The sequence below is a fragment of the Bradyrhizobium sp. CW1 genome (assembly GCF_023100665.1).
In the GTDB taxonomy this organism is placed as follows: Bacteria; Pseudomonadota; Alphaproteobacteria; order Rhizobiales; family Xanthobacteraceae; genus Bradyrhizobium; species Bradyrhizobium canariense_D.
In genome coordinates, this window is record NZ_CP064684.1 from 3,904,042 (window position 1) to 3,928,812 (window position 24,771).

Consider the following 24,771-nt stretch of genomic DNA (forward strand, 5'->3'; position numbering starts at 1 on the left):
CTCCCACAAAATTAACCCGGCTTAAGTCGGGCCCGGGCCATTGATCGTGAAAAGGTTTTTCGAATGGGACGGCCGAACAAAGCCATGAAGCGAACCGAGCCCCGCGACGGGTTGATCGGCGCGTTCCTGTACTGGCTCGGCGGCTACGAGATCGAGGACGGCCTGACCGCCGGTCTCAGCGAGCGCGAGCTGAGCCGCATCCGTGCCAAGCAGATCGACGCGGTGATACGCCTGATCCCGGTGACGATGGCCGTCACCATGCTCAACGTCGCCGTTGTGCTGATTTTGTTCTGGGGTCGTGGCTGGAACGACTTTCTCGCGATCTGGGGCATGACCCTCGCGACCGCCGCCTCGCTCGCGGTGCGCGCGTGGCGGCGCTCCCACCAGAGCCCGGCGCAAGAAGTCTCGCCCCGTGCCGTGCGGCAGATGTTGCGGCAGGCGTTTTTCCTCGCCGCAATCTGGGGCACGCTGCCGGTCGCGCTGTTCAGCCGCATCGAGCCGACCAGCCAGCTCATTCTGGCCTGCCTTATGGTCGGCATGATGTCCGGCGGTGCCTTCACGCTCTCGACCTTCCCGCGTGCGGGCCTTGTCTATCTCGCGACGACGACGATCGCCTGCGCCGGTGCGTTGCTGTTATGCGGCACCGGGCCTTACCTCGTGACCGCCGTGTTCCTGCTGCTGTTCGCGTTCTTCATGGCGCGCAACATCGTCTCGCAAGGCAATCTGTTCCTTGGCAATCTCAAGGCCCAGCTTGAGCTCGAGCGCCAGACCGAGATCATCTCACTATTGCTGAAAGATTTTCAGGAGAACGCCAGCGACTGGCTGTGGCAGACCGACGCCGAAGGGCATTTGGTCGACGTGCCCGAGCGCTTCGCCGCGGTCGCACAGCTGCCACTGCCCTTGCTGAAGGGCTCGCATTTCGCCGACGTGCTCGACATGCTGTGCCCCGAAGACAAGAGCGCGGCCTACAATGTCGTCGGCCTGATGGAGCACGCCGAACCGCTGCACGAGATGAACCTCAAGGTCGTCGCCGGCGGCGAGGCGCGGCTGTGGTCGCTCACCGCGAAGCCGGCCTACGACCGCGACGGTCAATTCCTCGGCTATCGCGGCTTCGGCCGCGACGTGACCGAGCGCTGGCGCGCGGAAAAGGCCGAGGCCGAGAGCCGCGCCAAATCGGATTTCCTCGCGGTGATGAGCCACGAGATCCGCACGCCGATGAACGGCGTGCTCGGGCTTGCCAGCATGCTGCTGGAGACAAAACTCGATCCGGAGCAGCACGAGGCCGTCACCACGATCCGCGAGTCCGGCGACAATCTCCAGCGCATCCTCAACGACATCCTGGACCTCTCCAAGCTCGAGGCTGGACGCTTCGCGTTCGAGGTGATCGACTTCGCGCCGCAGGCGCTGGTAGAGACATTGGCGACCGTCGTGCGCGCGAGTGCCAAGAGCAAGGGGCTCGCGGTCAAGGTCAAGCTCGATCCGAACCTGCCGCCGACGCTGCGCGGCGATGTCGCGCGTATCCGCCAGGTCCTGCTCAACCTCGCATCCAACGCGGTGAAGTTCACCGACCAAGGCGAAGTCACGATCGCAGCCGTCTGTCAGGCCCGCCGCGATCTGCTCGCCACCGTCGAATGGAGCGTGACCGACAGCGGTATCGGCATCGCCCCCGAGAAGCTTGGCCAGCTCTTCTCCGACTTCGCGCAGGCCGACGCCTCGATCAGCCGCCGCTTCGGCGGGACCGGGCTTGGGCTTGCGATCTCCCGGCGCATCATCGAACAGATGGGCGGCACCATCGGCGTCACCTCGACGCCGGGCGAGGGCTCGACATTCAGCTTCACGCTGGTGCTGCCCTGGAGCCAGGAGAAGGCATCCGACTACATTGCCGACCGCGACGAAGCCGACTACCTCAAGGCGCGTATCGCGAGTCTCGACCGACCGCTGAGGGTGCTGATCGCCGAGGACGACGCCGTCAACCGCATGGTCGTGAGCAAGATGTTAGGGGCCTTCGACGTCGAGCTGCGCGTCGTCACCGACGGCGTCGAGGCCGTCGCGGCGGCCTCGGAGGAAGACTACGATCTCGTGCTGATGGACGTGCGGATGCCCGACATGGACGGCCTTGCCGCAACCCGGGCGATCCGTGCGCAAGGTGGCCGATTCGAATCCTTGCCGATCATCGCGCTCACCGCCAATGCCTTCCCCGAGGACGTCAAGATCTGCCGCGAGGCCGGCATGTCGGACTTCCTGGCCAAGCCGCTACGCAAACCCGCGCTGCTGGCGGCGCTGCTGCGCGCGCTCGATGGACATGTGATGGCGGGAGACGCACCACTTCAGCCGGAGCTCATGTCGGTCGACGTGGAGTGGACGGACGAGGAAAGGCAGATGACCGGCGCCTAGCCGGCGACGTCAGATCGAGAAGCTGGTCCCGCAGCCGCAGGACGCCGTGGCGTTCGGATTGTTGACGCGGAACGAGGCGCCGATCAGATCGTCGACGAAATCGACCTGCGACCCCGCCAGGAACGGCTGCGAGGCGGAATCGACCAGCACCACCGCATTGTCCTGCTCGATCACGAGATCGTCGTCAGTGCGGGCACGGTCAATGTCGAACTTGTACTGGAAGCCGGAACAGCCTCCGCCCTCGACCGAGATCCGCAGCATCGCGCCAGACCCTTCGCCCTTGAGGATCTCCCCAATCCGGCGTGCGGCCTTGTCACTGATGGTCACGTCAGTCGTCATCGTTCGTCTCCGATAGGCCCGCGGTCACACCAAGGTCACCTGAAGGTCACGTGCCCTATTCAGTTGGTATCCCGCGTCCGGCATAGTTAAGTGCCACCATACGCAGAATCAAATGGATAGAGACTAAATTCGCCGTGTCCGTCGGAATGGCTGCCCCCCACGCGCCCTATGCCTGCGATCCCGAGCGCAGTCGCGGCCGATTGGTCGCGGAACCGCCAAGCCGGACCCGCAGCCCGTTTCGACGGGATTGCGACCGGGTGATCCATTCCACCGCGTTCCGCCGGCTGAAATACAAGACCCAGGTGTTCGTGTTCCACGAGGGCGACCACTACCGCACCCGGCTGACCCATTCGCTGGAGGTGGCGCAGATCGCCCGCGCGCTGGCCCGGCAGCTCGGGCTGGACGAGGACCTCACGGAAACCCTGGCGCTCGCCCACGATCTCGGCCATCCGCCGTTCGGGCACGCCGGCGAGCGGGCGCTGGACGCCTGCCTGAAGGATTTTGGCGGCTTCGATCACAACGCCCAGACGCTCCGCGTCGTTGCGGCCCTGGAACAGCGCTATCCCGAATTCGACGGGCTCAACCTGACCTGGGAAGCGCTGGAGGGCATCGTCAAGCACAACGGCCCGCTGACCGATCGCAGCGGTGCGCCGGCCGGGCGTTATCGCGAGCGCGGCGTTCCCGTCGGCATCGCCGACTACATCAAGATCTATGATCTCGAATTGTGGAGTTTCGCCTCGCTGGAGGCACAGGTCGCCGCGATCGCGGACGACATCGCCTATGATGCCCACGATATCGACGACGGTCTGCGCGCCGGCCTGTTTCACCTCGACGACCTCAAGGTGATGCCGCTGACCGCGGAGATTATCGCCGAGACTTCTGCGCATTACCCCGATCTCGAAGACGTCAGGCGCGGCGCCGAGCTGGTGCGCGAGCTGATCTCACACTTGATCGGTGCCGTGTTCGCCGAGGCCCAGATAAACCTTGCCGCCGTGAAACCGCAATCCGCACAGGACGTGCGCCAGCAGAGCCGGGCATTGATCGCATTCCCCGCCGCGGTCGCCGAGGAGGAGGCCGCCATCAAGCGCTTTCTCTATCAGCACATGTACCGCCACAAGCGGGTCATGCGGGTGATGGGCGAGGCGGAACAGATCCTGTTCGACCTGTTCGCAAAATACCTCACCTCGCCCGGCGAGCTGCCGCCGGAATGGCTGGTCGGGGCGGAGGCGGACAACGAGGGCGACCGGGCCCGCCGGATCGGGAATTTCATTGCCGGAATGACCGACCGTTTCGCCCTGACCGAGCACCAGCGGCTCTTTGACTCGACCCCGGATTTGCGTTAGGCGGCGCCCATGCCCGACACATCCTCAGCACTGCACCTGTTCGCCGACGTGCTCGCACGCGTGCACGCGGTCTGCCGCGCGCTCGCGGCGGAAGCCAACTGGCCCGAGGGCATCGATTTCTCGCGCGTGGTGGTCGAGCCGCCGCGCGATGCTTCCCATGGCGACATGGCGACCAACGCAGCCATGGTGCTTGCGAAAGAGGCAAAGGCAAAGCCGCGCGACCTCGCCGAGCAGATCGCCGAACGGCTGCGCGCGGACCCGTTGATCGCCAAGGTCGACGTCGCAGGTCCAGGCTTCATCAACCTGACGCTGGAGCCGGCCGCATGGGCCGAGGCGCTACGGACCGTGCTGCGCGAGGGCGCCGATTACGGCCGCGTCCGCGGCGGCTCCAAGGTCAACGTCGAATATGTCTCCGCCAACCCCACCGGACCGATGCATGTCGGCCATTGCCGCGGCGCCGTGTTCGGCGATGCGCTGGCGAGCCTGCTTGAATTCGCAGGCCGTGACGTCACGCGCGAATATTACATCAACGACGCCGGCGCGCAGGTCGACGTGCTCGCCCGCTCCGCGTTCCTCCGGTATCGCGAGGCGCTCGGCGAAGACATCGGCGCGATGCCGGAAGGCCTTTATCCCGGCGACTATCTGAAGCCGGTCGGGCAGGCGCTGGCGCAGGAGCACGGCGACAAGCTCCTCGCCGTGAGCGAGGGCGCGTGGCTACGGACGGTGCGCGCCAAGGCGATCGCGATGATGATGGACGAGATCAAGGATGATCTCGCCGCGCTCAACATCCGCCACGACGTGTTCTTCTCCGAGCGCTCGCTACAGAACGCCGGCAACAACAAGGTCGCCGAGACCATCGATTTCCTGCGCGCCAAGGGCGACGTCTACCAGGGCCGTCTGCCGCCCCCAAAGGGGGCTCCGACCGAGGATTGGGAAGATCGCGAGCAGTTGCTGTTCAAGGCGACCGCCTATGGCGACGATGTCGATCGCCCGCTGATCAAGTCGGATAATTCCTACACCTACTTCGCCGCCGACATCGCCTACCACAAGAACAAGTTCGATCGTGGTTTCGCGGAGATGATCGACGTCTGGGGCGCCGACCATGGCGGCTACATCAAGCGCATGCAGGCGGCGGTGAAGGCGACCACCTCCGGCAAGGGGGCGCTCGACGTCAAGATCGTCCAGCTGGTGAAGTTGCTGCGCAACGGCGAGCCGGTGAAAATGTCCAAGCGGAGCGGGGACTTCGTCACCTTGCGTGAGGTGGTGGATGAAGTCGGCCAGGACGCCGTCCGCTTCATGATGCTCTACCGCAAGAACGACGCGGTGCTCGACTTCGACCTCGCCAAGGTCATGGAACAGTCGCGCGACAACCCGGTGTTCTACGTGCAGTACGGCCACGCCCGCGGCCACTCGATCTTCCGCAACGCCCGGGCCGAGGTGTTCCCGGAACTCCCGGAGGAAACGGAAAAGCGCATCGCCTGGCTGGGTGAGTCGGCGGTGGAACGGCTGTCGGACCCGGCTGAACTCGACCTTCTTAAGCGGCTCGCAATATTTCCGCGCATGCTGGAAGCGGCCGCAACCGCCCACGAGCCGCACCGAATTGCCTTCTATCTCTATGATTTAGCCAGCGAATTTCATGCACTTTGGACGAAGGGGCGCGATTTGCCCTATTTACGCTTCATTATCAATAATGATGCAGATCTAACGAAGGCGCGGCTGGCCATGGTCCAGGGCGTCGTCTCTGTCCTGGCATCGGGCCTCGCCATCCTCGGCGTCCATGCTCCGGACGAGATGCGGTAGTTTGGGGCGAACTACTTAAGGGATTTCGGGGGTAACCGGCAGAAGCCGGATCGCTTAGACTTGGTTGAAAGCCTTGTGGGTCGAAAGCCGCGCCTTGGTCGAGGGGCGCGCGGCTTTCCCGAAGGGACGCATCATCACGATGGCCGAACGATATCAGGACAGACCGTTTCCTTCCGATGACTATCGCGGTGGCGATCAGCATGGGAGGGCGGAGAGCGGTGATCCCTTGGCCGAACTTGCCCGCCTGATCGGGCAGACCGATCCGTTCGCAGCGCAAGGGCGGCCGGGCGTGCACCCGCCTGCAGCACCTGCGCCTGCCCAGAGCTATCAGGACGACGACTATCGCCAGGACGATGGCCAGCAGGACTATGCCGACCAGGCCCCGCCGCCGCCCGGGCCACCCTCATGGATGCGGCGCGCCAATGTGCAGCCGCAGACGGTGCCAGCTGAGCCTGCCTATCCCGCTTCCGTAAACCCGGTTCATCCACTGCATCGTTATTCAGCCCAGCCGACTGCGCCCGAGCCTGAACCTGATTATCGTCAGCCGCAGGCCTATCCGGATCAGGCCTATCAAGCTCGCACCCATCAGGGGCAGGCCTATCAGGATCAGGCATATCAGCAGCCCGATCAGGCTTACCAGGAGCAAGCCCACCAGCAGCCCGATCCGGCGCGCTACGACGAGGCGCTCTACGGACGGCTGGAGGCGGGCGAGCAGGACTATCAGCGCGATCCCGCCTATCCCGACGATCCTTACGCGTTCCAGAGCGACTATCCCGAGGCCGATCTCGACGAGCCGAAGAAGCAGCGCGGCGGCATGATGACCGTCGCGGCGATCCTGGCCCTTGCCGTGGTCGGGACCGGCGCTGCGTTCGCTTACAAGACCTATGTGGGCTCGCCCCGCAGCGGCGAGCCGCCGATCATCAAGGCCGACAACACGCCGACCAAAATCGTGCCGGCGCCGTCGGACTCCTCGGCCAAGGTACCGGACCGCATGGTCACCGGAGATGGCGCCGAGAAGATCGTGCCGCGCGAGGAGGCGCCTGTCGACGTCAACGCCAAGGCGGGAGGTCCCCGCGTGGTGTTCCCGGCGCTGAACCAGAACGCGAACCCGCCGCCAGTCGCGAGCGTGTCGCCGTCCAGCATTCCGCTGTCGAGTGCGGGCCCGAATCCGAGCAACGGCACGCTGCCGAACAATTCGCCGCGCGCGATCAGGACCGTGGCCGTGAAGGGCGATCAGACCGACGCCACCGCGTCGCAAGCGACCACGGCCGCGAAGCCGACAGCTCTCCCGAAGCCCGTTGCGGCACCAGCTGCACCACGCACGCCGCCGACCTCGGCCAATGCCAGTGCCAATCAGCCGCTCTCGCTTGCGCCGCAATCGGCGCCGGCCGCGGAGCCACCGCAGCGGATGGCTGCGACCAATCCGACGCAAATTGCGCCCGCGAGCAGCGGTGGCGGCGGCTACGTCGTGCAGGTCTCCTCGCAGCAGACCGAGGATAGCGCCCACGCCTCGTACCGGGTGCTTCAGAGCAAGTACGGCAGCGTGCTTGGCTCCCGCGCACCCGTGGTCAAGCGGGTCGACCTGACCGACAAGGGCAAGGGAATCGTCTACCGCGCCTTCGCTGGGCCGTACGGATCGCTCGAAGAGGCGAACCAGGCCTGCAACAGTTTGAAATCCGCTGGCCTGTCTGCCTGCTTCGTCCAGAGGAATTAACGGCCGTTTCCTTGACCCTCTCGCGGGTCAGGGTTAATCGGCCGTATGAGCACGCGGGCCTTCATTACCGGCGTTTCCGGAACGGAACTAACCGCCGCCGAGCGGGAGTTTATCCGCAGCGAACGCCCGTGGGGCTTCATCCTCTTCAAGCGCAATGTCGAGACGCCGGCTCAAGTTGCTGCACTCGTTGCGGAATTGCGGGCGGTTGCGGGTTTCGCTGATGCCCCTGTCCTGATCGATCAGGAGGGTGGGCGGGTGCAGCGCCTGACGCCGCCGCATTGGCCGGTCTATCCGCCGGGCGCTATTTTCGCAGGCCTCTACGATACTGATTCGGCGCTCGGGCTGACCGCGGCGCGCCTCAGCGCCCGGCTGATCGCCTGCGATCTCGCAGATCTCGGCATTACCGTGGATTGCTTGCCGCTGGCCGACGTGCCGGTGGCTGGCGCCAACGCCGTCATCGGGAACAGGGCTTACGGCACCGAACCGGGAAAGGTCGCCGCGATCGCCCGCGCGGTCACCGAGGGCCTGGAACAGGGTGGCGTGTTGCCGGTGCTCAAGCACATCCCCGGCCATGGCCGAGCTACGGCCGATACCCATTTCAATCTGCCGACGGTCGACACGTCGCGCGACGAACTGGATCGCACCGACTTCGCGGCATTCAAGCCTTTGGCGGATTTGCCGATGGCCATGACTGCACATGTTGTGTTTAGCGCGGTCGACCCCGCCCATCCGGCGACGACATCTGCGACAATGATCGCTGAGGTGATTCGCGGCGCAATCGGGTTCCAGGGTTTGTTAATGAGTGATGACGTGTCGATGAACGCGCTGTCGGGCAACATCGCCGAACGGACCCGCGCCATTTTTGCGGCCGGCTGCGACATGGCCCTGCATTGCAACGGCAACATCGAGGAAATGCGTGAGGTCGCCGGCCAGACACCCGAACTGGCGGGCAGGGCGCTGGAGCGGGCGAACGCCGCGCTCGCTGCGCGTAAAGGACCGCAACCGTTCGATCGCGCGGCCGCGCGCGCCGAACTGGAGGCATTGATCGCACGGGCAAACACGGCATCGGCATGACCGCAGAAATCCTATCGTTTGAAACCGGGCGGCCCGCAGAGCTCGCCGAGGGTGAGCCGGCGTTGGTGGTGGACGTCGAGGGTTATGAAGGTCCGCTCGACCTGCTGCTCGCACTGGCGCGGCAGCAGAAGGTAGATCTCGCCAAGATCTCGATCCTGGCGCTCGCCGACCAATATCTCCACTTCATCGAAGCCGCGCGAAAGATCCGCCTCGAGCTCGCCGCCGACTATCTCGTGATGGCGGCATGGCTCGCCTTCTTGAAATCGCGTCTGCTGCTGCCGGAGCCGCCGAGTGCGGAAGGCCCGAGCGCGGAGCAGATGGCGACGGCGCTCGCCAACCGCCTGCGCCGGCTGGAGGCGATTCGTGAAGCCGCCAACCGGCTGATGAACCGGCAGCAATTGCTGCGCGACATCTTCCCGCGCGGCGAGCCCGAGCAGATCGCCGAGATCAAGCATCCGAAATACACGGCAACGCTCTATGACCTGCTCACCGCCTATGCCGCGCAGCGCCAGTCGCGCGTGCTGGCGAGCGTGCATCTGGCCAAGCGCACGGTGTGGTCGCTTGCCGAGGCGCGCGCCACGCTGGAGCGGCTCGTCGGAAGCATCAGCGAGCAAGACGATTGGGGCGTTCTCGACGATTTTCTGCTTCAGCATGTCGCCGATCCGACGCAGCGCGCGACGGTGCTCGCCTCGAGTTTCGCGGCTGCGCTCGAGCTGGTGCGCGAAGGTCAGCTCGAGCTGAATCAGAAAGAGGCGTTTGCGCCCATCTATTTCCGGAAGGGGCGCCCCAAGCCGGTCATGGACGCAGCTCCTGCGCCCGATGCGCCGGTCGCTTAAGTGCAACAAGGAGAATCTGCCATGGCAAGCCTGGCTGAAGTGCGGGTAGAAGAGGCCGAGCCGATGGAGAACGAGTCCCAGGCACGTCCCGAAGAATTGCGGCTGCTGGAAGCGCTGCTGTTCGCTTCGAATGAACCGCTGGACACCGCGACGCTGGCCAAGCGCATGCCCGAGGGCGTCGACGTGAAGGCCGCGCTCGAGCAGTTGCAGGCCGACTACTCCCTGCGCGGCGTGAATCTCGTGCGGGTCGCCAACAAATGGACCTTCCGTACCGCGGGCGATCTCGCCTGGCTGATGACCCGCGAGAGCACCGAGACCCGCCGCCTGTCGCGCGCCGCGATCGAAGTGCTGGCGATCATCGCCTATCACCAGCCGGTGACGCGCGCCGAGATCGAGGAGATCCGCGGCGTCGTCACCTCGAAGGGCACGCTGGACGTGCTGCTGGAAACCGGCTGGATCAAGCCGCGCGGTCGTCGCAAGACGCCGGGCCGTCCCTTGACCTTCGGAACCACCGAGGACTTCCTGTCGCAGTTTACTCTGGAACAGCTCGGCGATTTGCCGGGCCTGGAGGAGCTGAAGGGCACGGGCCTGCTGGATTCGCGCCTGCCGACCGGATTCAGCGTGCCGACGCCGTCGGATGACCCGACTTTGCGGGAAGACGAGGATCCGCTGGAGCCGGGCGAGGACCTTGATCTGGCGCTGGCGCCCGCGGTCGAGCCCGAGACGCCGCCGGAAGGCGGCCATGAGGGGGGCGGGGGTGGCAGCGAGGACTGACGTCCCGGCCTTTTACCGGCCGCCTGCGACCAGTTAACACTAGCAAAATTACGCAGCGCCAACAGCGAATTGGCGCTGCCTTGGTCCTTGTTTTTGACACCTGCCAAGCCTAGGTTTCGGTGAAGATCGGCCGGTCCCCGGCCATGCGCGTTTGGAGGGTTGCAGGATGGGTTCACTCAGCATTTGGCACTGGGTCCTGGTGATCGCAGTGGTCCTGCTGCTGTTCGGTCGCGGCAAGATCTCGGATCTGATGGGCGACGTGGCGCAGGGCATCAAGGCGTTCAAGAAGGGCATGCAGGACGACGACAAGGTCGCCGACAAGCCCGAGCCGGCCAAGTCCATCGAGCACAACAATGCCGCGCCGACCGCGGCACGGTCGGACGTCGGCAGCAAGGCCGTCTGAGCCAGAGAGCACGCGAGACGCGGGTAGCGGACCCGATCCTGCGCGCGAGGGATTGGGCCGGCTGCGGCTGGCGTGAACGGAAGACCTCATGTTCGACATCGGGTGGAGTGAACTGGTCCTGATCGGGGTCGTGGCTCTGATCGCCATCGGCCCGAAAGAGCTGCCGGGCGTGCTGCGCATGGTCGGGCAGTGGATGGGCAAGGCGCGCAAGATGGCCGCCGAATTCCAGGGCCAATTCCAGGAAGCGATGCGCGAGGCCGAAATGGCCGACCTCAAGAAGAGCTTCGACGAGGTCAAGGAAGCGGCTTCCGGCTTCGCCGGCAACAATTTGATGACCTCGCTCCAGAAAGACGTCAGCGACGCGCTCCGCGTCGATGCACTGGACAAACCCGCCGAGACCTCGATCTCCACCGCTGTCGAACCGTCGGCGACTTCAAGCGAAGCGCTGACGACGCCCACCACGCCGGAAGCGCCGACGCCGGAGACCTTCGTGGAAGCCGAGGCACATGCGGCCGTGAACGAGCCGCTCGCCATCACCCGTGAGGTCGAGCAGGCGCAGGTCGCTCAAGGTTCGGTCACGCAAGATTCGGTCACCCAGGACACTGCGCCGGCCGAGGCGATTAAGGGCGCCAAAGCGTCATGAGCGCCGCCGATATCGAGGCCAGCAAAGCTCCCCTGATGGACCATTTGATCGAGCTGCGTTCGCGGCTGATCAAAGCGCTGCTCGGCTTCGGCATTGCCTTCATCTTCTGCTTCTTCTTCGCCAAGCAGATCTACAACGTGCTGGTCTGGCCGTTCGTGTGGATCGCGGGTCCCGAGAACTCGAAATTCATCTACACCGCGCTGCTGGAATATTTCATCACCCAGCTCAAGCTCGCGCTGTTCGGCGCCGGCTTCATCTCGTTCCCGATCGTCGCGACACAAATCTATAAGTTCGTCGCTCCCGGACTCTACAAGCACGAGAAGCAGGCCTTCCTGCCGTATCTGGTCGCGACCCCGTTCTTCTTCGTGCTGGGCGCAGCACTGGTCTATTTCGTCGTGCTGCCCATGCTGGTCCGCTTCTCGCTCGGCATGCAGCAGGCCGGCAGTGACGAGACCGCGCAGATCCAGCTGCTGCCCAAGGTCGGCGAATATCTGTCGCTGATGATGTCGCTGATCTTCGCCTTCGGCATCGCCTTCCAGCTTCCGGTGATCCTGACGCTGCTGGGGCGCATCGGCATCGTCACGTCTAAAATGCTGCGCGAGAAGCGCCGCTATTTCATCGTCGTTGCCTTCGTCATCGCGGCCGTTCTGACCCCGCCCGATGTGCTCAGCCAGTGCTCGCTCGCGATTCCCTTGCTCGCGCTCTACGAGGGCTCGATCATCGCGGTGGGAATTGTGGAGAAGAAGGCTGCAGCTTCGCAAGCCTCTAGCGGCACCGACGTATCGACGCCGGCCAATCCGGCAGAGTAGGGCGCCCCATACTCCGGTGTCATTCCCCGCGAAAGCGGGGAATCCAGTACGCCGCGGCCTATGGGGAATCAGTGATGTTTCTGGAATACTGGATCGCCCGCTTTCGCGGGCGATGACAGCCGTGCTAGGGGAAGCAGCCATTTGCATAAATGCAAATCCAGGATTTGCAGGGTTGCAACAAGCCCCAGGACCACGGCCATGCACGACATCAAATCGATCCGCGACAACCCGCAAGCCTTCGACGCCGGCCTCGCACGACGCGGCCTGAAGCCGATGTCGGCGTCGCTGCTTGCGATCGACGAGACCCGGCGTGCGGCGATCCTGGCTTCCGAGCAGGCGCAGGCGCGGCGCAATGCGGCCTCAAAGGAAATCGGCGATGCCAAGAAGACGAAGGACGAGGCGCGCGCGGCGAAGCTGATGGCGGAGGTCGCCGAGCTCAAGACCACCATGCCGGAGCTCGAGGCGACCGCGAAGGCTGCCGACGAGGAGCTCGCCAAGGAGCTGGCGGCGATCCCCAATCTGCCGCTCGGCGAGGTGCCCGATGGTGTCGACGAGCACGGCAATGTGCAGCGCCATGTCTTCGGCAACAGGCGCAACTACGCGTTCGTGCCAAAACCCCATGACGATCTCGGCGCCGCGCTCGGTGACATGGATTTCGAGACCGCAGCGAAACTCTCCGGCGCGCGCTTCGTCGTGTTGAAGAAGGGACTGGCGCGGCTCGAACGCGCGCTCGGCCAGTTCATGCTGAATCTACACGTTGACGAGCACGGCTATACCGAGATCAATCCGCCGCTGCTCGTGCGCAACGAGATCATGTTCGGCACCGGACAATTGCCGAAGTTCGAGGACGACCAGTTCTGGGCGATCAAGGGCGAATTGCTCGCCGCGCCCGACCATGAGCGGCTCCGGACCGAGCGTCTCGGGATCATTCCGACCGCGGAGGTGGCGCTCACCAATCTCGTCCGAGAATCCATCCTCGACGAAAAGCAGCTGCCGATGCGGCTGACTGCGCTGACGCCGTGTTTTCGCGCGGAGGCGGGCGCCGCAGGGCGCGACACCCGCGGCATGATCCGGCAGCACCAGTTCACCAAGGTCGAACTGGTCTCGATCACGACGCCGGAGACGAGCAAGGACGAGCACGAGCGCATGCTCGCCTGTGCCGAGGAAGTGCTGCGACGGCTCGAGCTGCATTACCGCGTGATGACGCTGTGCACCGGGGATATGGGTTTCTCGTCGCAAAAAACCTATGACATCGAGGTCTGGATGCCGGGTCAGGGCGACGGCGGGGCATTCCGCGAGATCTCGAGCTGCTCGGTTTGCGGCGATTTCCAGGCCCGCCGGATGGACGCGCGCTCGCGCGGCCCCGATGGCAAGCCGCGGTTCGTGCACACGCTCAACGGCTCCGGCACAGCGCTAGGCCGCGCGTTGATCGCCGTGATGGAGACCTATCAGCAAGAGGACGGCTCGATTGCGGTCCCCAGCGTGCTCCAGCCCTATATGGGCGGGCTGAAGGTGGTCGCACGCGACTAGGCGTGCCGCCAATCTGAAACGGAGAAACGTTTGGTTGCGAAGATCGGGCGGCCGGTTATCCTGCCGGCCACCCGACAACGCGAACCGATCGTTCATGGCCTTGCACCGCGATATCTTCTGGGTCGGCAGACAATGGGCGGTGACGGGTGCCGGTATCCAGGCCGTCGATCAGCGGCTGCGTGGCGTGCTCGACATCGCGATCACGCGGCTCTGGGACGACGATCTGGTCCAGAGCCGGCGCGCCAAGCCCGGTGTGAATGCCGCGGATTTCGACCAGGCACTGTCGCTGGCACGCGAACGCTTTCCGCAGGCGCCGGTGCCGGACCCATTCGTCGCGCAGCTGGAGGCGCTCGGCGTGATTGAGGCGCCGATGGTGAGCCCGGTCGTGCCGGCGATGAGATTGCACGCGGAGGGCCGGCTTGCGCGCTTTCTGCCGCAATGGCGAGTTCGCCGATAACCGCCAAGCCGGCGACCGGGTGCCGCCCGGTCGGCCGGTTTGCCTGATCGGCCCCGGCCGGATAAGACGGCTCAGACCCGCTTCAGGAATCGACCTTTCCCATGCGCATTCTCTGCACCAATGACGACGGCATCCACGCCCCCGGCCTCAAGGTCCTGGAGGAGATCGCGCGCGCATTGTCCGATGACGTCTGGGTGGTCGCGCCTGAGCTCGACCAGTCCGGCGTGTCGCATTCGCTGTCGCTCAACGATCCGCTGCGCCTGCGCGAGGTCGGTCCGCGGCATTTCGGGGTGCGCGGCACGCCGACCGACTGCGTCATCATGGGCGCGCGCCACATCCTCGGCGCCAAGCTGCCCGATGTCGTGCTGTCCGGCGTCAACAAGGGCCGCAACGTCGCCGAGGACGTGGTCTATTCCGGCACCATCGCCGGTGCGCTGGAGGGCACCATCCTGGGGCTGCCGTCCTTCGCCCTGTCGCAGGAGTTCAGCGTGGAGACCCGCGACCGGCCGCTGTGGGACACGGCCCGCAAATTCGGGCCCGACATCCTGCGCAAGGTGATCGCCGCCGGCATCCCGAAGGACACCGTCATCAACGTCAACTTCCCGGCCTGCGCGCCGGAGGATGTGCTGGGCATCCGCGTGACGCGGCAAGGCAAGCGCAATCTCGGCTTCCTAAGGATCGACGAGCGCAGGGACGGCCGTGGCAATCCGTATTTCTGGATCGGCTTCGAGCGCACCGCGATGATGGATACGCCGGCCGACGGCACCGATCTCGCGGCGCTCCGCGAACGCTACGTCTCCGTCACGCCGCTCAGGCTCGACCGGACCAACGAGGCGTTTTCCGAGGCGCTGAGTGCGACGCTGAAGTAAGTCCGACGCTGAAGTAATCCGACCTGGAATGGGGCCTAGCCGCCGCGAAGCGCGGCTTCGATGGTCTTGCCGAGGGCGTCGAGCTGAAATGGCTTCTGAAGCGCCGGCCGATCGCGGTACTGCTCGGGCAGGCCCGAGGAACCGTATCCGGTGGCGAAGATGAACGGGCAGCCCTTCGCCTTGATGACATCGGCGACCGGCGAGATGACCTTGCCGTTGACGTTGACGTCGAGAATGGCGATGTCGAACTCGGTTGCCTGGGCGAGCCGCATGGCTTCGGTGATGTCGCCCGCCTCGGCTGCGATCTTGTAGCCAAGCTCTTCGAGCATGTCCGCGACCATCATCCTGATCATCACCTCGTCTTCGACGAGGAATACAGAGCGGCCAGTAAGCCCCGTCGCGGTCATGGTCGAGTCCTTGCCCATTGCCAAAAACGTTCGCAGATAACATGAATCGACGCAATGCGCGTTTCGACGAACGGATGCCTGAAAATGGCCATCGCGGCTCGCCCGTTGCAAGCCAATTTATGGTCAACTACGCCATCCGAAGCCTATCATGGGTTCCCTGAGCCGGAACAGGAATCTCGCGCCCGGGTTGGGCGTCCCGGACCGCAAACACAGCACAAGCAGGCAATGACCCCCCATCAGCACCCGCCGGAAAAGATGATGTTTCAGCTCACGCTGAGGCGTCGGGGCATCAGCGACCAGGCGGTCCTGAGGGCCATGGAGGAGGTGCCGCGCGATCAATTCGTCGACGACGCCGATCGGGACGGCGCATATCGCGACAGCGCGCTCCCGATCGCCTGCGGGCAGACCATCAGCCAGCCCTTTGTCGTCGCCTACATGACCGAGCAGCTCCAGCTTCAGAAGAAGCACCGCGTCCTCGAGATCGGCGCCGGCTCGGGCTACCAGGCGGCGGTGCTGTCGCGGCTCGCCGGCCAGGTGTTGACGGTCGAGCGCTACCGCAAGCTTGCGGATGCCGCACGTATCAGGCTTGAAAAACTCAACTATCACAACGTCGAGGTGATGCTGGGCGACGGACTCAATCTGCCCCCCAATATTGGCCCGTTCGATCGCATCATCGTCACGGCCGCGATGGAGCAGCTCCCGGAGAACCTGGTCGAGCGGCTGGAGGTGGGTGGCATCCTGATCGCGCCCGTCGGCCCGCATCAGGGGGTGCAGACGCTGATCCGGCTGAGCCGGACCGAAGCCGGGATCGAGCGCAAGGAACTCGTCGAGGTCCGCTTCGTGCCGGCGCTGCCCGGCGTGGCGCGGGAGCTGTAGAATTCCGGATTGGCTGCGCTGCCAACATCTTATTGGGAGGGTTAAGCCGTTATTTACTCGGCGCGTGTTTACTTAAAACACCAGTTCTGTTGCGTACGAGTGAGTAACCATGTCCGTTGCCGCCGAGTTGCTTTACTCGCGCCGTGTGCCGCAGGTCGCGGTGCTGGCGCTGATCTCCTTCAGCTTCGCAGGGTGCAGCGCCGACATGTCGTCGCGCATGTCCCAGTCGAACTTCTCCAATCCCTTCGCGCAGGAATCGACCGGTTCGGTGCAGCAGGCCCCGCCGCCGCAGCGTGAGTTGCCGCAATATTCGCGGCCGCAGACGCAGTCCGGTTATTATCAGTCGCAGCCTTTGCCGCCGGCGGTATCCACGCCGCAATCCTACCCCGTTGCAGCAGGCGGTGTGTCCGGAGGCGGACGCGGCGTGGGCTCCTACGTACCCCCGGCGCAGCCGCATCTCGAGACCACGGCCACCGTGCCGCCACGCTCGGTTGCAGCCGCCCAGCCGGTCGGCGGAACCAAGATCATCGTCGGCACCAGCGATACGCTCGACCTGCTTGCCAAACGCTATCGCGTCACGCCGCAGGCGATCCTCGCCGCCAACGGCTATAAGGGGCCGCGCGCGCTCTCGCCCGGCCAGCAACTGATCATTCCGCACCAAGCTACGGCGGCTGCGCCCGCGCCGCTCATGTCTTCCGTTGCCGCTGCCCCAGCGCCCGCTGCGAAGCCGGTTGCGGCCGTTGCCGCGCCGTCAAGCACGCACTTCGTGAACCACGGCGACACGCTCGCCAGCATTGCCCGCAAGAACCATATCTCGGCGGCCGAATTGGCCCGCGCCAACGGCCTCGATCCCTCTGCAAAACTCAAGCTCGGCGCCAGGCTGGCCGTGCCCGGGGCCAAGACCGCCGCTGTCGCAGCACCGCTTGCCGCGGCTCCGGTCGGAGCCGCTCCCGTCGCGGGGACGCTGCAGCCGGTTGCTGCCGCGCCTGCGCCCGCCACCAAGATGGCCGCCGTCGCCGCGCCGGTGCAGAGCGCGCGCCTGGCCCAGGCCACCGCCAACGTCGAAGACAAGGCCGCGGACACTCCCGCGAAAGCTGCGGAGACCACCAGCGCGCTGCCGACTTTCCGCTGGCCGGTGCGCGGCAAGGTGGTCACGAGCTACGGCGCCAAGACCAATGGCAAATCCAACGACGGCATCAATCTCGCGGTGCCCGAGGGCACGCCGGTCAAGGCGGCCGAAGACGGTGTCGTTGCCTATTCCGGCAACGAGCTGAAAGGTTACGGCAATCTGGTCCTGGTTCGGCACTCCAACGGCTACGTCACCGCATATGCCCATGCGAGTGAGCTGATGGTGAAGCGCGGCGATACCATCAAGCGCGGCCAGGTCATTGCCAAGTCGGGTCAATCCGGGGAGGTGGCGTCGCCGCAGCTCCACTTCGAGATCCGCAAGGGATCGAGCCCGGTTGATCCGCTTCAATTCCTGAACGGGGCGTGATGAGGCCTACATTGTCTCCCAACTGAAGCTGTCGTCGCCCGGCTTGACCGGGCGACCCAGTACGCCGCGGCCTCTCGATCGATCACAACCGTCTCTGGAATACTGGATCGCCCGCTTTCGCGGGCGATGACAGTTTTGGGTTGGGCTATGACTGTGGCTACGTCGCCGCCAGCTTGACGCCGAGCCGTCCCGCAAGCTCCTGGACGAACTGCCAGGCGACACGGCCCGAGCGCGAGCCGCGCGTCGTCGACCATTCAAGTGCCTCGCGTTCCAGGGCGTCATCGTCGATCTTCACGCCGAAATGGCTGCAATAGCCCCGCACCATGGCGAGATATTCGTCCTGGCTGCACCGGTGGAAGCCGAGCCAGAGACCGAAGCGATCCGACAGCGAGACCTTCTCCTCGACGGCTTCGCCGGGATTGATCGCGGTCGAGCGCTCGTTCTCGATCATCTCGCGCGCCAGCAGATGGCGGCGGTTGGAGGTGGCGTAGAGGATGACGTTCTCCGGCCGCCCCTCGATGCCGCCTTCGAGCACCGCCTTGAGCGATTTGTAGGACGCATCATTGCCGTCGAACGAGAGGTCGTCGCAGAACACGATGAAACGGAAGGATGAGGCGCGAAGCTGTTCCATGAGGGCGGGGAGGCTCTCGATGTCCTCGCGATGAATCTCGATCAGCTTCAGTCTGTCGGCCGGTTTGCGCTCCGCGTTGATGCTGGCATGCGCCGCCTTCACCAGCGACGACTTGCCCATGCCGCGCGCGCCCCAGAGCAGCGCGTTGTTGGCGGGCAATCCGTTGGCGAAACGCTCGGTGTTCTCCATCAGGATGTCGCGCATCCGGTCGACGCCCTTGAGCAGGAACATTTCGACGCGGCTGACCCGCGGCACCGCCGCAAGGCGGCCGTCCGGGTGCCAGACGAAAGCATCCGCCTGCTTGAACGACTCGCGTTCGGCGGCGGGCTTGCCTTGCGCGGAGAGGTGCGCCGCAATCGTCTCCAGCGCGCGAACGATGCGCTGCTGGGAGACGTTTTGGTTCGTCTTGGACGTCGTCTTGGAAATCGTCTTGGAAGCCGCCTTGAGGGCCACCTTGGGACGTTTTGCCGCGACGCCGGCTGCCTTCGCGGCAGGGGTGCGAGGGCCTTTGCCGGCCGGGCTTTTGCTTGGTTTTTGGGGCATGTCCGAAGTTCCTGAGAATGCAGCCTTATCGGGCCTGTGCGCGCGCCGCAAGGTGGCTAAAAGGGCGGTCTGGCAGCGTTGCAATTGGGGCAATGGCCGCTATAGTCCGCGCGAATTTGACCGAACCGGTCGCCATTTGGGCCTGACCGGTTTTCCCCCGTTCTCACGAGGATCGTCCGAATGCTGATTACCCCTGCGTATGCCCAGGCTGCGGGCGCCGGCGACACCAGCGGCATGTTGATGTCGCTGCTGCCGTTCGCCCTGATCTTCGTGATCATGTACTTCCTGATTCTGCGTCCGCAGCAGAAGAAGGTCCGTGACCACGCCGACCTGGTGAAGAACATCCGCCGCGGCGACACCGTCGTGACCTCGGGCGGTCTCGTCGGCAAGGTCACCAAGGTCGTCGACGACGACCAGATCGAGTTCGAGATCGCCGATGGCGTGCGCGTGCGGCAGATGCGCTCGATGGTCTCCGGCGTACGCGCCAAGGGCGAGCCGGCCAAGGAATCCAAGGAAAGCGCCAAGGAAGACGCCGCGTCGAAGTGAGTGCTTCCGCGAGTCTCTCAAGTTTTCCTGCAAATCTCCTGATCTGACAGGTCCAGTCGATGTTGTATTTCACGCGGTGGAAGGCGCTCGGGATTATCCTGACGGCGCTGATCGTGTGCCTCTGCGCGGTCCCGAACTTCTTCCCCGAAGCGCAGGTCAAGACCTGGCCCGCCTGGGCGCAGCGTCGGCTCGTGCTCGGCCTCGATCTTCAAGGCGGCTCCTATCTGCTGCTCGAGGTCGACGGCAACTATGTGAAGAAGGAGCGGCTCGACCAGGTCCGCGACGACGTTCGCCGGACGCTGCGCGATGCCAAGATCGGCTTCACCGGCGGCGTCACCGTGCGCAACGACGCGGCCGAGGTTCGGATCACCAAGGAATCCGATCTGCAGCCTGCGCTCGCCAAGCTGCGCGAGCTGTCCCAGCCGCTGGGAGGACTGGTCGGATCCAGCGGTCAGCGCGACCTGGATGTGACTGACGCCGGCGGTGGCGTGATCCGCCTTACCATCCCGCAGGCCGCGATGCTCGACCGCATGCGCAAGACGATCGAGCAGTCGATCCAGATCGTCGAACGCCGCGTCAACGAGCTCGGCACCGTCGAGCCTGTCATCCAGCGCCAGGGTAACGACCGCATCCTGGTGCAGGTCCCCGGCCTCCAGGACCCGACTCGTCTGAAGGAATTGCTGGGCAAGACCGCGAAGATGGAATTCCGCATGGTCGATACGTCGGTGCCGCCCGATCAGGCGCAGCAAGGACGTTTGCCGCCGGAATCCGAGCTTCTGATGAGCGCGTCACCGCCGCCCACACCCTATGTGGTCAAGAAGCAGGTGCTGGTCGCCGGCGGCGACCTGACCGATGCCCAAGCGAGCTTCGACCAGCGCACCAGCGAACCCGTCGTGAGTTTCAAGTTCAATACGTCGGGCGCGCGCAAGTTCTCGCAGGCCACGCAAGAGAACGTCGGGCTGCCTTTTGCGATCGTGCTCGACAACAAGGTCATCTCGGCTCCCGTGATCCGCGAGCCCATCACCGGCGGACAAGGCCAGATCTCGGGCAGTTTCACGGTGCAATCGGCCAACGATCTCGCGATCCTGCTGCGCGCCGGCGCGCTGCCGGCACCGCTCACGGTGGTCGAGGAGCGCACCGTCGGTCCGGGCCTCGGCCAGGACTCGATCGAAAAGGGCGAGCTCGCCGCCTATGTCGGCTCGATCTTGGTCATCATCTTCATGCTCTTGACCTACCGGCTGTTCGGCGTGTTCGCCAACATCGCGGTGGCCATCAACGTCGCCATGATCTTCGGCCTGTTGTCGCTTCTCAACGCCACGCTGACGCTGCCGGGCATCGCGGGCATCGTGCTCACCGTCGGTATCGCGGTCGATTCCAACGTGCTGATCTACGAGCGCATCCGCGAGGAGTTGCGTGGCGGCCGCAACGCGATCTCGGCGATCGACGCCGGCTTCAAGCGGGCGCTTGCGACCATCCTCGATTCCAACATCACCACTTTTATTGCCGCCGCGGTGCTGTTCTACATCGGTACCGGTCCGGTGCGCGGCTTCGCCGTGACGCTCGGAATCGGCATCATCACCACGGTGTTCACCGCTTTCACCCTGACCCGGCTGATCGTGGCCTGGTGGGTGCGGTGGAAGCGGCCGCAGAGCGTGCCGATCTAGGAGCCTGATCGTGAATCACACTGTTCTCATCGGGCTCGGCGTCCTCATTGCCATTCTCACCGTGGTTGCGGCATTCGGCTGGCTGCCGTCGCTGCGCATCGTCCCCGACGATACCCATTTCGACTTCACGCGTTTTCGCCGGATCAGCTTCCCGATCTCGGCGGCGTTGTCGATCGTCGCGATCACGCTGTTCTTCACCCATGGACTGAATTTCGGCATCGACTTCCGCGGCGGCACCCTACTGGAGGTGCAGGCCAAGTCCGGCACCGCCGATATTGCGGCGATGCGTACGACGTTGGATGCCCTGCGTCTGGGCGAAGTCCAGTTGCAGCAATTCGGCGGCCCCGCCGATGTCCTGATCCGTGTCGCGGAGCAGCCGGGCGGCGACGCCGCCCAGCAGGAGGCCGTGCAGAAGGTCCGCACCGCGCTTGGCGATTCCGTCGACTATCGCCGCGTCGAGGTGGTGGGACCGCGCGTATCGGGCGAATTGCTCGCCTACGGCATGCTCGGCCTGATGCTGGCGATCGTCTCGATCCTGATCTACCTCTGGTTCCGATTCGAGTGGCAGTTCGCGCTTGGCGCCATGATCGCCAACGTGCACGACATCGTGCTCACGATCGGGTTCATGTCGATCAGTCAGGTCGATTTCGACCTGACCAGCATCGCGGCGCTTCTGACGATTTTGGGCTATTCGCTCAACGACACCGTCGTCATCTACGACCGCATCCGTGAAATGCTGCGGCGCTACAAGAAGATGCCGATGCCGCAGCTCCTCAACGAATCAATCAACTCGACGCTGTCGCGCTCGATCATCACCCATTTCACTGTGACGCTGGCGCTGCTGGCCCTGCTGCTGTTCGGCGGCCATGCCATCCACAGCTTCACCGCGGTCATGATGTTCGGCGTGGTGCTGGTCGGCACCTATACCTCGATCTTCATTGCGGCCCCGATCCTGATCTATCTCGGCGTCGGCGAGCATCGCGAGGATGCGGTCGATAAGGCTACGCCGGCGAAGAAAAGCAAGGCATGATCCGAACCGCATGCCCTCGCAGGAGTTTGGGAGGGCAGTAAGCTCATTCGGACGAAGCTCATGGCCGGCGATCCCAACGCACCGCATTTCCCCCGCTCGGCGCCGATCGAAGCCTATGGCAAGGGCGGCTTTGCCTTTGCCGGGATGTCGCATCGGGGATCGCTGCTTTGCCTGCCCGACGCGATCTGGGCCTGGGACATAACGGACCCTGCAAAGATCGACCGCTATTCGCTGGATCGAGTCTTCAAGTCTGCCAACAGCATCGACACGCTCCTGGTCGGCACCGGAACCGGGGTCTGGCTGCCGCCGCCGGAACTGCGCCAGGCGCTCAAAGCGGCGAGGGTGGTGCTGGATGCGATGCAGACCGGTCCCGCCGTGCGTACCTACAACATCATGATGGGCGAACGGCGGCGCGTCGCGGCCGCGCTGATCGCCGTGCCATGAGTGGCTCCGCGCCGCCGCCGGATTCTGCTGCGTTCTGTGCTGACCTCGTGCGCAGCCACGACTTTCCGCACTATGCCGCGACCCTGTTCGCGCCCGCTGCCGAGCGCCGCGGGCTGCTGGCGCTCTATGCCTTCAATGTCGAGATCGTCCGCGTCCGCGATCAGGTGAGCCAGCCCTTGCCCGGTGAAATCCGCCTGCAATGGTGGACCGACATGCTGTCGGGCCAAGTCCATGGCAGTGCCGAGGGCAATCCGGTGGCGGCGGAGCTGCTCCGCGCAATCCGTGATTTCGACCTGCCGGTCGAGCCGCTGTCGCTGCTCGCCGACGAGCATCAATTCGATCTCTACAACGACCCAATGCCAACAATGGCGGCGCTGGAGGGCTACCTCGCGGCGACCTCATCGGCGCTGTTCGATCTCGCCGCCCGGATCATGGGACCACCGTCGGCGGCGGCCGAGCATCTCGCCCGCCATGCCGGGCTGGCGCAGGGCATCGTACAGGTCATCGCCAATCTGCCGCGCGATGCGGCGCGCCGGCAATTGTTCCTGCCGCAGCAGGTGCTGGCGAGCCACGATTGCGACGTGGAAGACGTGTTCGCCGGAAAGGAGACGCCAAACTTGCGCGCCGCGCTGGGCCAACTCTCGGGCGAGGCGCAGCAACATTTGACGACGGCCTTGTCGCTGCTGGTGGAGGTGCCGGCATCAGTGCGTCCAACGTTCCTTCCGCTCGGACAAGCGCGGGCCGACCTCAAGCGCCTGTCGCAACCCGGGCGCAATCCATTTACGCCGCAACCGTCATCGCGGCTGCGTACGCTGTGGACGCTGTGGCGGGCTTCACGTTCGCGGGAATTTACCAAATAGCGGTTGGCTTATCGCCGGAGCCGGGCAAATGCTCTATGCTGTCCTATGGCTGAGTTGTCCCAAACCATATCTTCCGATCTGGGCGGCCTTCCGGTCGTACCGGCCGACATCCATGCCGCCGCCGAGACGATCCGCGGCGCCGTCGTCGAGACGCCCTGTAGCTACAGCCGCACGCTGAGCAATATCTGCGGCTGCGACATCTGGCTGAAATTCGAGAACCTCCAGTTCACGTCCTCGTTCAAGGAGCGCGGCGCGCTCAACCGCCTCAAGGCGCTGACGCCGGAGGAGCGCGCGCGGGGCGTCGTCGCGATGTCGGCGGGTAACCACGCGCAGGGCGTCGCCTATCACGCCAAGCGGCTCGGCATTCCCGCCACTATCGTCATGCCGGTCGGCACGCCCATGGTGAAGGTCGAGAACACCAGGCATCACGGCGCCGAGGTGGTGGTGACGGGCGCCACGCTGGAGGAGGCGGCCGCGTATGCGCGCAGCCACGGCGAAGTCCATGGCATGATCTTCGTCCATCCCTATGACGATCCGCTTGTCATCGCAGGGCAGGGCACGGTCGGGCTGGAAATACTTGAGGCCGTGCCGGAGCTCGATACGCTGGTCGTCCCGATCGGCGGCGGTGGCCTGATCAGCGGGATCGCCATTGCCGCGAAATCGATCAAGCCGTCGCTGCGGATCCTCGGCGTCGAGGCCTGGCTCTACCCCTCGATGTACAATGCCATCCATGACGGCAATTTGCCGGCACGTGGCGACACACTCGCGGAAGGCATCGCGGTGAAGTCGCCCGGCAAGATCACGACCGAAATCGTCCGCCGCCTTGTCGACGACATTGCGCTCGTCAACGAAGCCGAGCTCGAGCGCGCGGTGGCGACCCTGATCTCGATCGAGAAGACGGTCGTCGAAGGCGCCGGTGCCGCTGGCCTCGCCGCGCTGATGTCCGACCCGTCCCGTTTCGCCGGTCAGAAGGTCGGGCTGGTGCTGAGCGGGGGCAATATTGACACACGTCTGATCGCATCGGTCCTGACCCGCGAGTTGGCGCGCGAGGGGCGGCTCACCCAATTGTCGCTCGACATTCCCGACAGGCCCGGCCAATTGGCTGCGGTCGCGGCACTGCTGGCCGAGGCCGGCGCCAACATCATCGAGGTCTCGCACCAGCGCACGTTCTCGGATCTTCCGGCCAAGGCGACGTTGCTGCAATTGGTGATTGAAACCCGCGACAGCGCCCATCTCGACGAGGTCATGGCGAAGCTTGGCGCATCCGGATTGAGTGCGCGCTGTACCTGA

At 64.9% G+C, this 24,771-nt stretch carries 24 protein-coding genes; 21 read left to right on the top strand and 3 right to left on the bottom strand.

The features are described from left to right. Positions 1-63 precede the first annotated feature (63 nt). Positions 64-2,394 carry an ATP-binding protein gene (locus tag IVB54_RS19135; protein WP_247336748.1) on the top strand — a complete coding sequence of 777 codons (2,331 nt, stop codon included), beginning with the start codon at positions 64-66 and terminating at the stop codon, positions 2,392-2,394. Between the two features lie 9 nt (positions 2,395-2,403). Here IVB54_RS19135 and erpA read toward each other — a convergent pair whose 3' ends face one another. Next, positions 2,404-2,733 (bottom strand): iron-sulfur cluster insertion protein ErpA, encoded by a 330-nt coding sequence (erpA, locus tag IVB54_RS19140; RefSeq protein ID WP_007610737.1) that lies wholly within the window; start codon positions 2,731-2,733, stop codon positions 2,404-2,406. Positions 2,734-2,867: 134 nt separating this feature from the next. Here erpA and IVB54_RS19145 point away from each other — a divergent pair, with 134 nt between their 5' ends. From IVB54_RS19145 to surE, 12 genes are all read left to right on the top strand, one after another. After that, the gene (locus tag IVB54_RS19145; RefSeq protein WP_026233487.1) at positions 2,868-4,076 is read left to right on the top strand and encodes a deoxyguanosinetriphosphate triphosphohydrolase; all 1,209 of its coding nucleotides are present in this window, start codon (positions 2,868-2,870) and stop codon (positions 4,074-4,076) included. A 9-nt stretch (positions 4,077-4,085) separates the two neighbouring features. Further along, the gene (gene argS, locus IVB54_RS19150; RefSeq protein ID WP_018458033.1) at positions 4,086-5,876 is read left to right on the top strand and encodes an arginine--tRNA ligase; all 1,791 of its coding nucleotides are present in this window, start codon (positions 4,086-4,088) and stop codon (positions 5,874-5,876) included. Between the two features lie 139 nt (positions 5,877-6,015). Further along, the gene (locus IVB54_RS19155; protein ID WP_026233486.1) at positions 6,016-7,590 is read left to right on the top strand and encodes an SPOR domain-containing protein; all 1,575 of its coding nucleotides are present in this window, start codon (positions 6,016-6,018) and stop codon (positions 7,588-7,590) included. A gap of 45 nt (positions 7,591-7,635) precedes the next feature. Further along, positions 7,636-8,664, top strand: a complete 1,029-nt coding sequence (gene nagZ, locus IVB54_RS19160) for a beta-N-acetylhexosaminidase (RefSeq protein ID WP_018458031.1) — start codon at positions 7,636-7,638, stop codon at positions 8,662-8,664. After that, positions 8,661-9,500, top strand: a complete 840-nt coding sequence (locus IVB54_RS19165; protein WP_007590654.1) for a ScpA family protein — start codon at positions 8,661-8,663, stop codon at positions 9,498-9,500. The genes nagZ and IVB54_RS19165 overlap by 4 nt, the downstream gene beginning before the upstream one ends. A 21-nt stretch (positions 9,501-9,521) precedes the next feature. After that, positions 9,522-10,274, top strand: a complete 753-nt coding sequence (scpB, locus tag IVB54_RS19170) for an SMC-Scp complex subunit ScpB (protein ID WP_018458030.1) — start codon at positions 9,522-9,524, stop codon at positions 10,272-10,274. Positions 10,275-10,440: 166 nt separating this feature from the next. Continuing rightward, positions 10,441-10,677: a twin-arginine translocase TatA/TatE family subunit gene (locus IVB54_RS19175; protein WP_007610722.1), complete on the top strand. Its 237-nt coding sequence runs from the start codon at positions 10,441-10,443 to the stop codon at positions 10,675-10,677. Positions 10,678-10,765: 88 nt separating this feature from the next. Next, entirely contained in the window at positions 10,766-11,320 is a 555-nt protein-coding gene (tatB, locus tag IVB54_RS19180; RefSeq protein ID WP_018458029.1) for a Sec-independent protein translocase protein TatB, read from the top strand. Next, positions 11,317-12,129 (top strand): twin-arginine translocase subunit TatC, encoded by an 813-nt coding sequence (gene tatC, locus IVB54_RS19185; RefSeq protein WP_018458028.1) that lies wholly within the window; start codon positions 11,317-11,319, stop codon positions 12,127-12,129. The genes tatB and tatC overlap by 4 nt, the downstream gene beginning before the upstream one ends. Before the next feature lie 198 nt (positions 12,130-12,327). Next, a complete protein-coding gene (gene serS / locus IVB54_RS19190) occupies positions 12,328-13,659 on the top strand; it encodes a serine--tRNA ligase (protein ID WP_018458027.1) in 1,332 nt (443 codons plus the stop codon). Positions 13,660-13,753: 94 nt separating this feature from the next. Beyond that, positions 13,754-14,116, top strand: coding sequence for a hypothetical protein (locus tag IVB54_RS19195; RefSeq protein ID WP_018458026.1), 363 nt, complete (start codon positions 13,754-13,756; stop codon positions 14,114-14,116). A gap of 101 nt (positions 14,117-14,217) precedes the next feature. Next, positions 14,218-14,985, top strand: a complete 768-nt coding sequence (gene surE / locus IVB54_RS19200) for a 5'/3'-nucleotidase SurE (RefSeq protein WP_018458025.1) — start codon at positions 14,218-14,220, stop codon at positions 14,983-14,985. 35 nt (positions 14,986-15,020) lie between these two features. On the opposite strand, the gene IVB54_RS19205 is transcribed toward surE, so the two are convergent. Next, complete coding sequence (locus IVB54_RS19205) at positions 15,021-15,392, bottom strand: response regulator (protein ID WP_007590670.1); 372 nt, start codon at positions 15,390-15,392, stop codon at positions 15,021-15,023. A gap of 225 nt (positions 15,393-15,617) precedes the next feature. Here IVB54_RS19205 and IVB54_RS19210 point away from each other — a divergent pair, with 225 nt between their 5' ends. Then, positions 15,618-16,268: a protein-L-isoaspartate(D-aspartate) O-methyltransferase gene (locus IVB54_RS19210; RefSeq protein ID WP_026233485.1), complete on the top strand. Its 651-nt coding sequence runs from the start codon at positions 15,618-15,620 to the stop codon at positions 16,266-16,268. 109 nt (positions 16,269-16,377) lie between these two features. After that, positions 16,378-17,763, top strand: coding sequence for a LysM peptidoglycan-binding domain-containing M23 family metallopeptidase (locus tag IVB54_RS19215; RefSeq protein WP_247777448.1), 1,386 nt, complete (start codon positions 16,378-16,380; stop codon positions 17,761-17,763). 157 nt (positions 17,764-17,920) lie between these two features. Here the strand turns inward: IVB54_RS19215 and IVB54_RS19220 are convergent, their stop codons facing one another. After that, entirely contained in the window at positions 17,921-18,937 is a 1,017-nt protein-coding gene (locus IVB54_RS19220; protein WP_018458021.1) for an ATP-binding protein, read from the bottom strand. 180 nt (positions 18,938-19,117) lie between these two features. Between IVB54_RS19220 and yajC the strand changes: the two genes are divergently transcribed. Genes yajC through IVB54_RS19250 form a run of 6 tightly spaced genes read left to right on the top strand, consistent with a single transcriptional unit; the run spans position 19,118 to position 24,771 of the window. Next, entirely contained in the window at positions 19,118-19,483 is a 366-nt protein-coding gene (yajC, locus tag IVB54_RS19225; protein WP_007610701.1) for a preprotein translocase subunit YajC, read from the top strand. Positions 19,484-19,542: 59 nt separating this feature from the next. Then, positions 19,543-21,147: a protein translocase subunit SecD gene (gene secD, locus IVB54_RS19230; RefSeq protein WP_018458020.1), complete on the top strand. Its 1,605-nt coding sequence runs from the start codon at positions 19,543-19,545 to the stop codon at positions 21,145-21,147. Between the two features lie 10 nt (positions 21,148-21,157). Continuing rightward, positions 21,158-22,177: a protein translocase subunit SecF gene (secF, locus tag IVB54_RS19235; RefSeq protein WP_018458019.1), complete on the top strand. Its 1,020-nt coding sequence runs from the start codon at positions 21,158-21,160 to the stop codon at positions 22,175-22,177. A 60-nt stretch (positions 22,178-22,237) separates the two neighbouring features. After that, complete coding sequence (locus tag IVB54_RS19240; RefSeq protein WP_018458018.1) at positions 22,238-22,621, top strand: Mth938-like domain-containing protein; 384 nt, start codon at positions 22,238-22,240, stop codon at positions 22,619-22,621. After that, positions 22,618-23,481, top strand: coding sequence for a phytoene/squalene synthase family protein (locus IVB54_RS19245; RefSeq protein ID WP_018458017.1), 864 nt, complete (start codon positions 22,618-22,620; stop codon positions 23,479-23,481). The genes IVB54_RS19240 and IVB54_RS19245 overlap by 4 nt, the downstream gene beginning before the upstream one ends. 45 nt (positions 23,482-23,526) lie before the next feature. Further along, entirely contained in the window at positions 23,527-24,771 is a 1,245-nt protein-coding gene (locus IVB54_RS19250) for a threonine ammonia-lyase (protein WP_018458016.1), read from the top strand.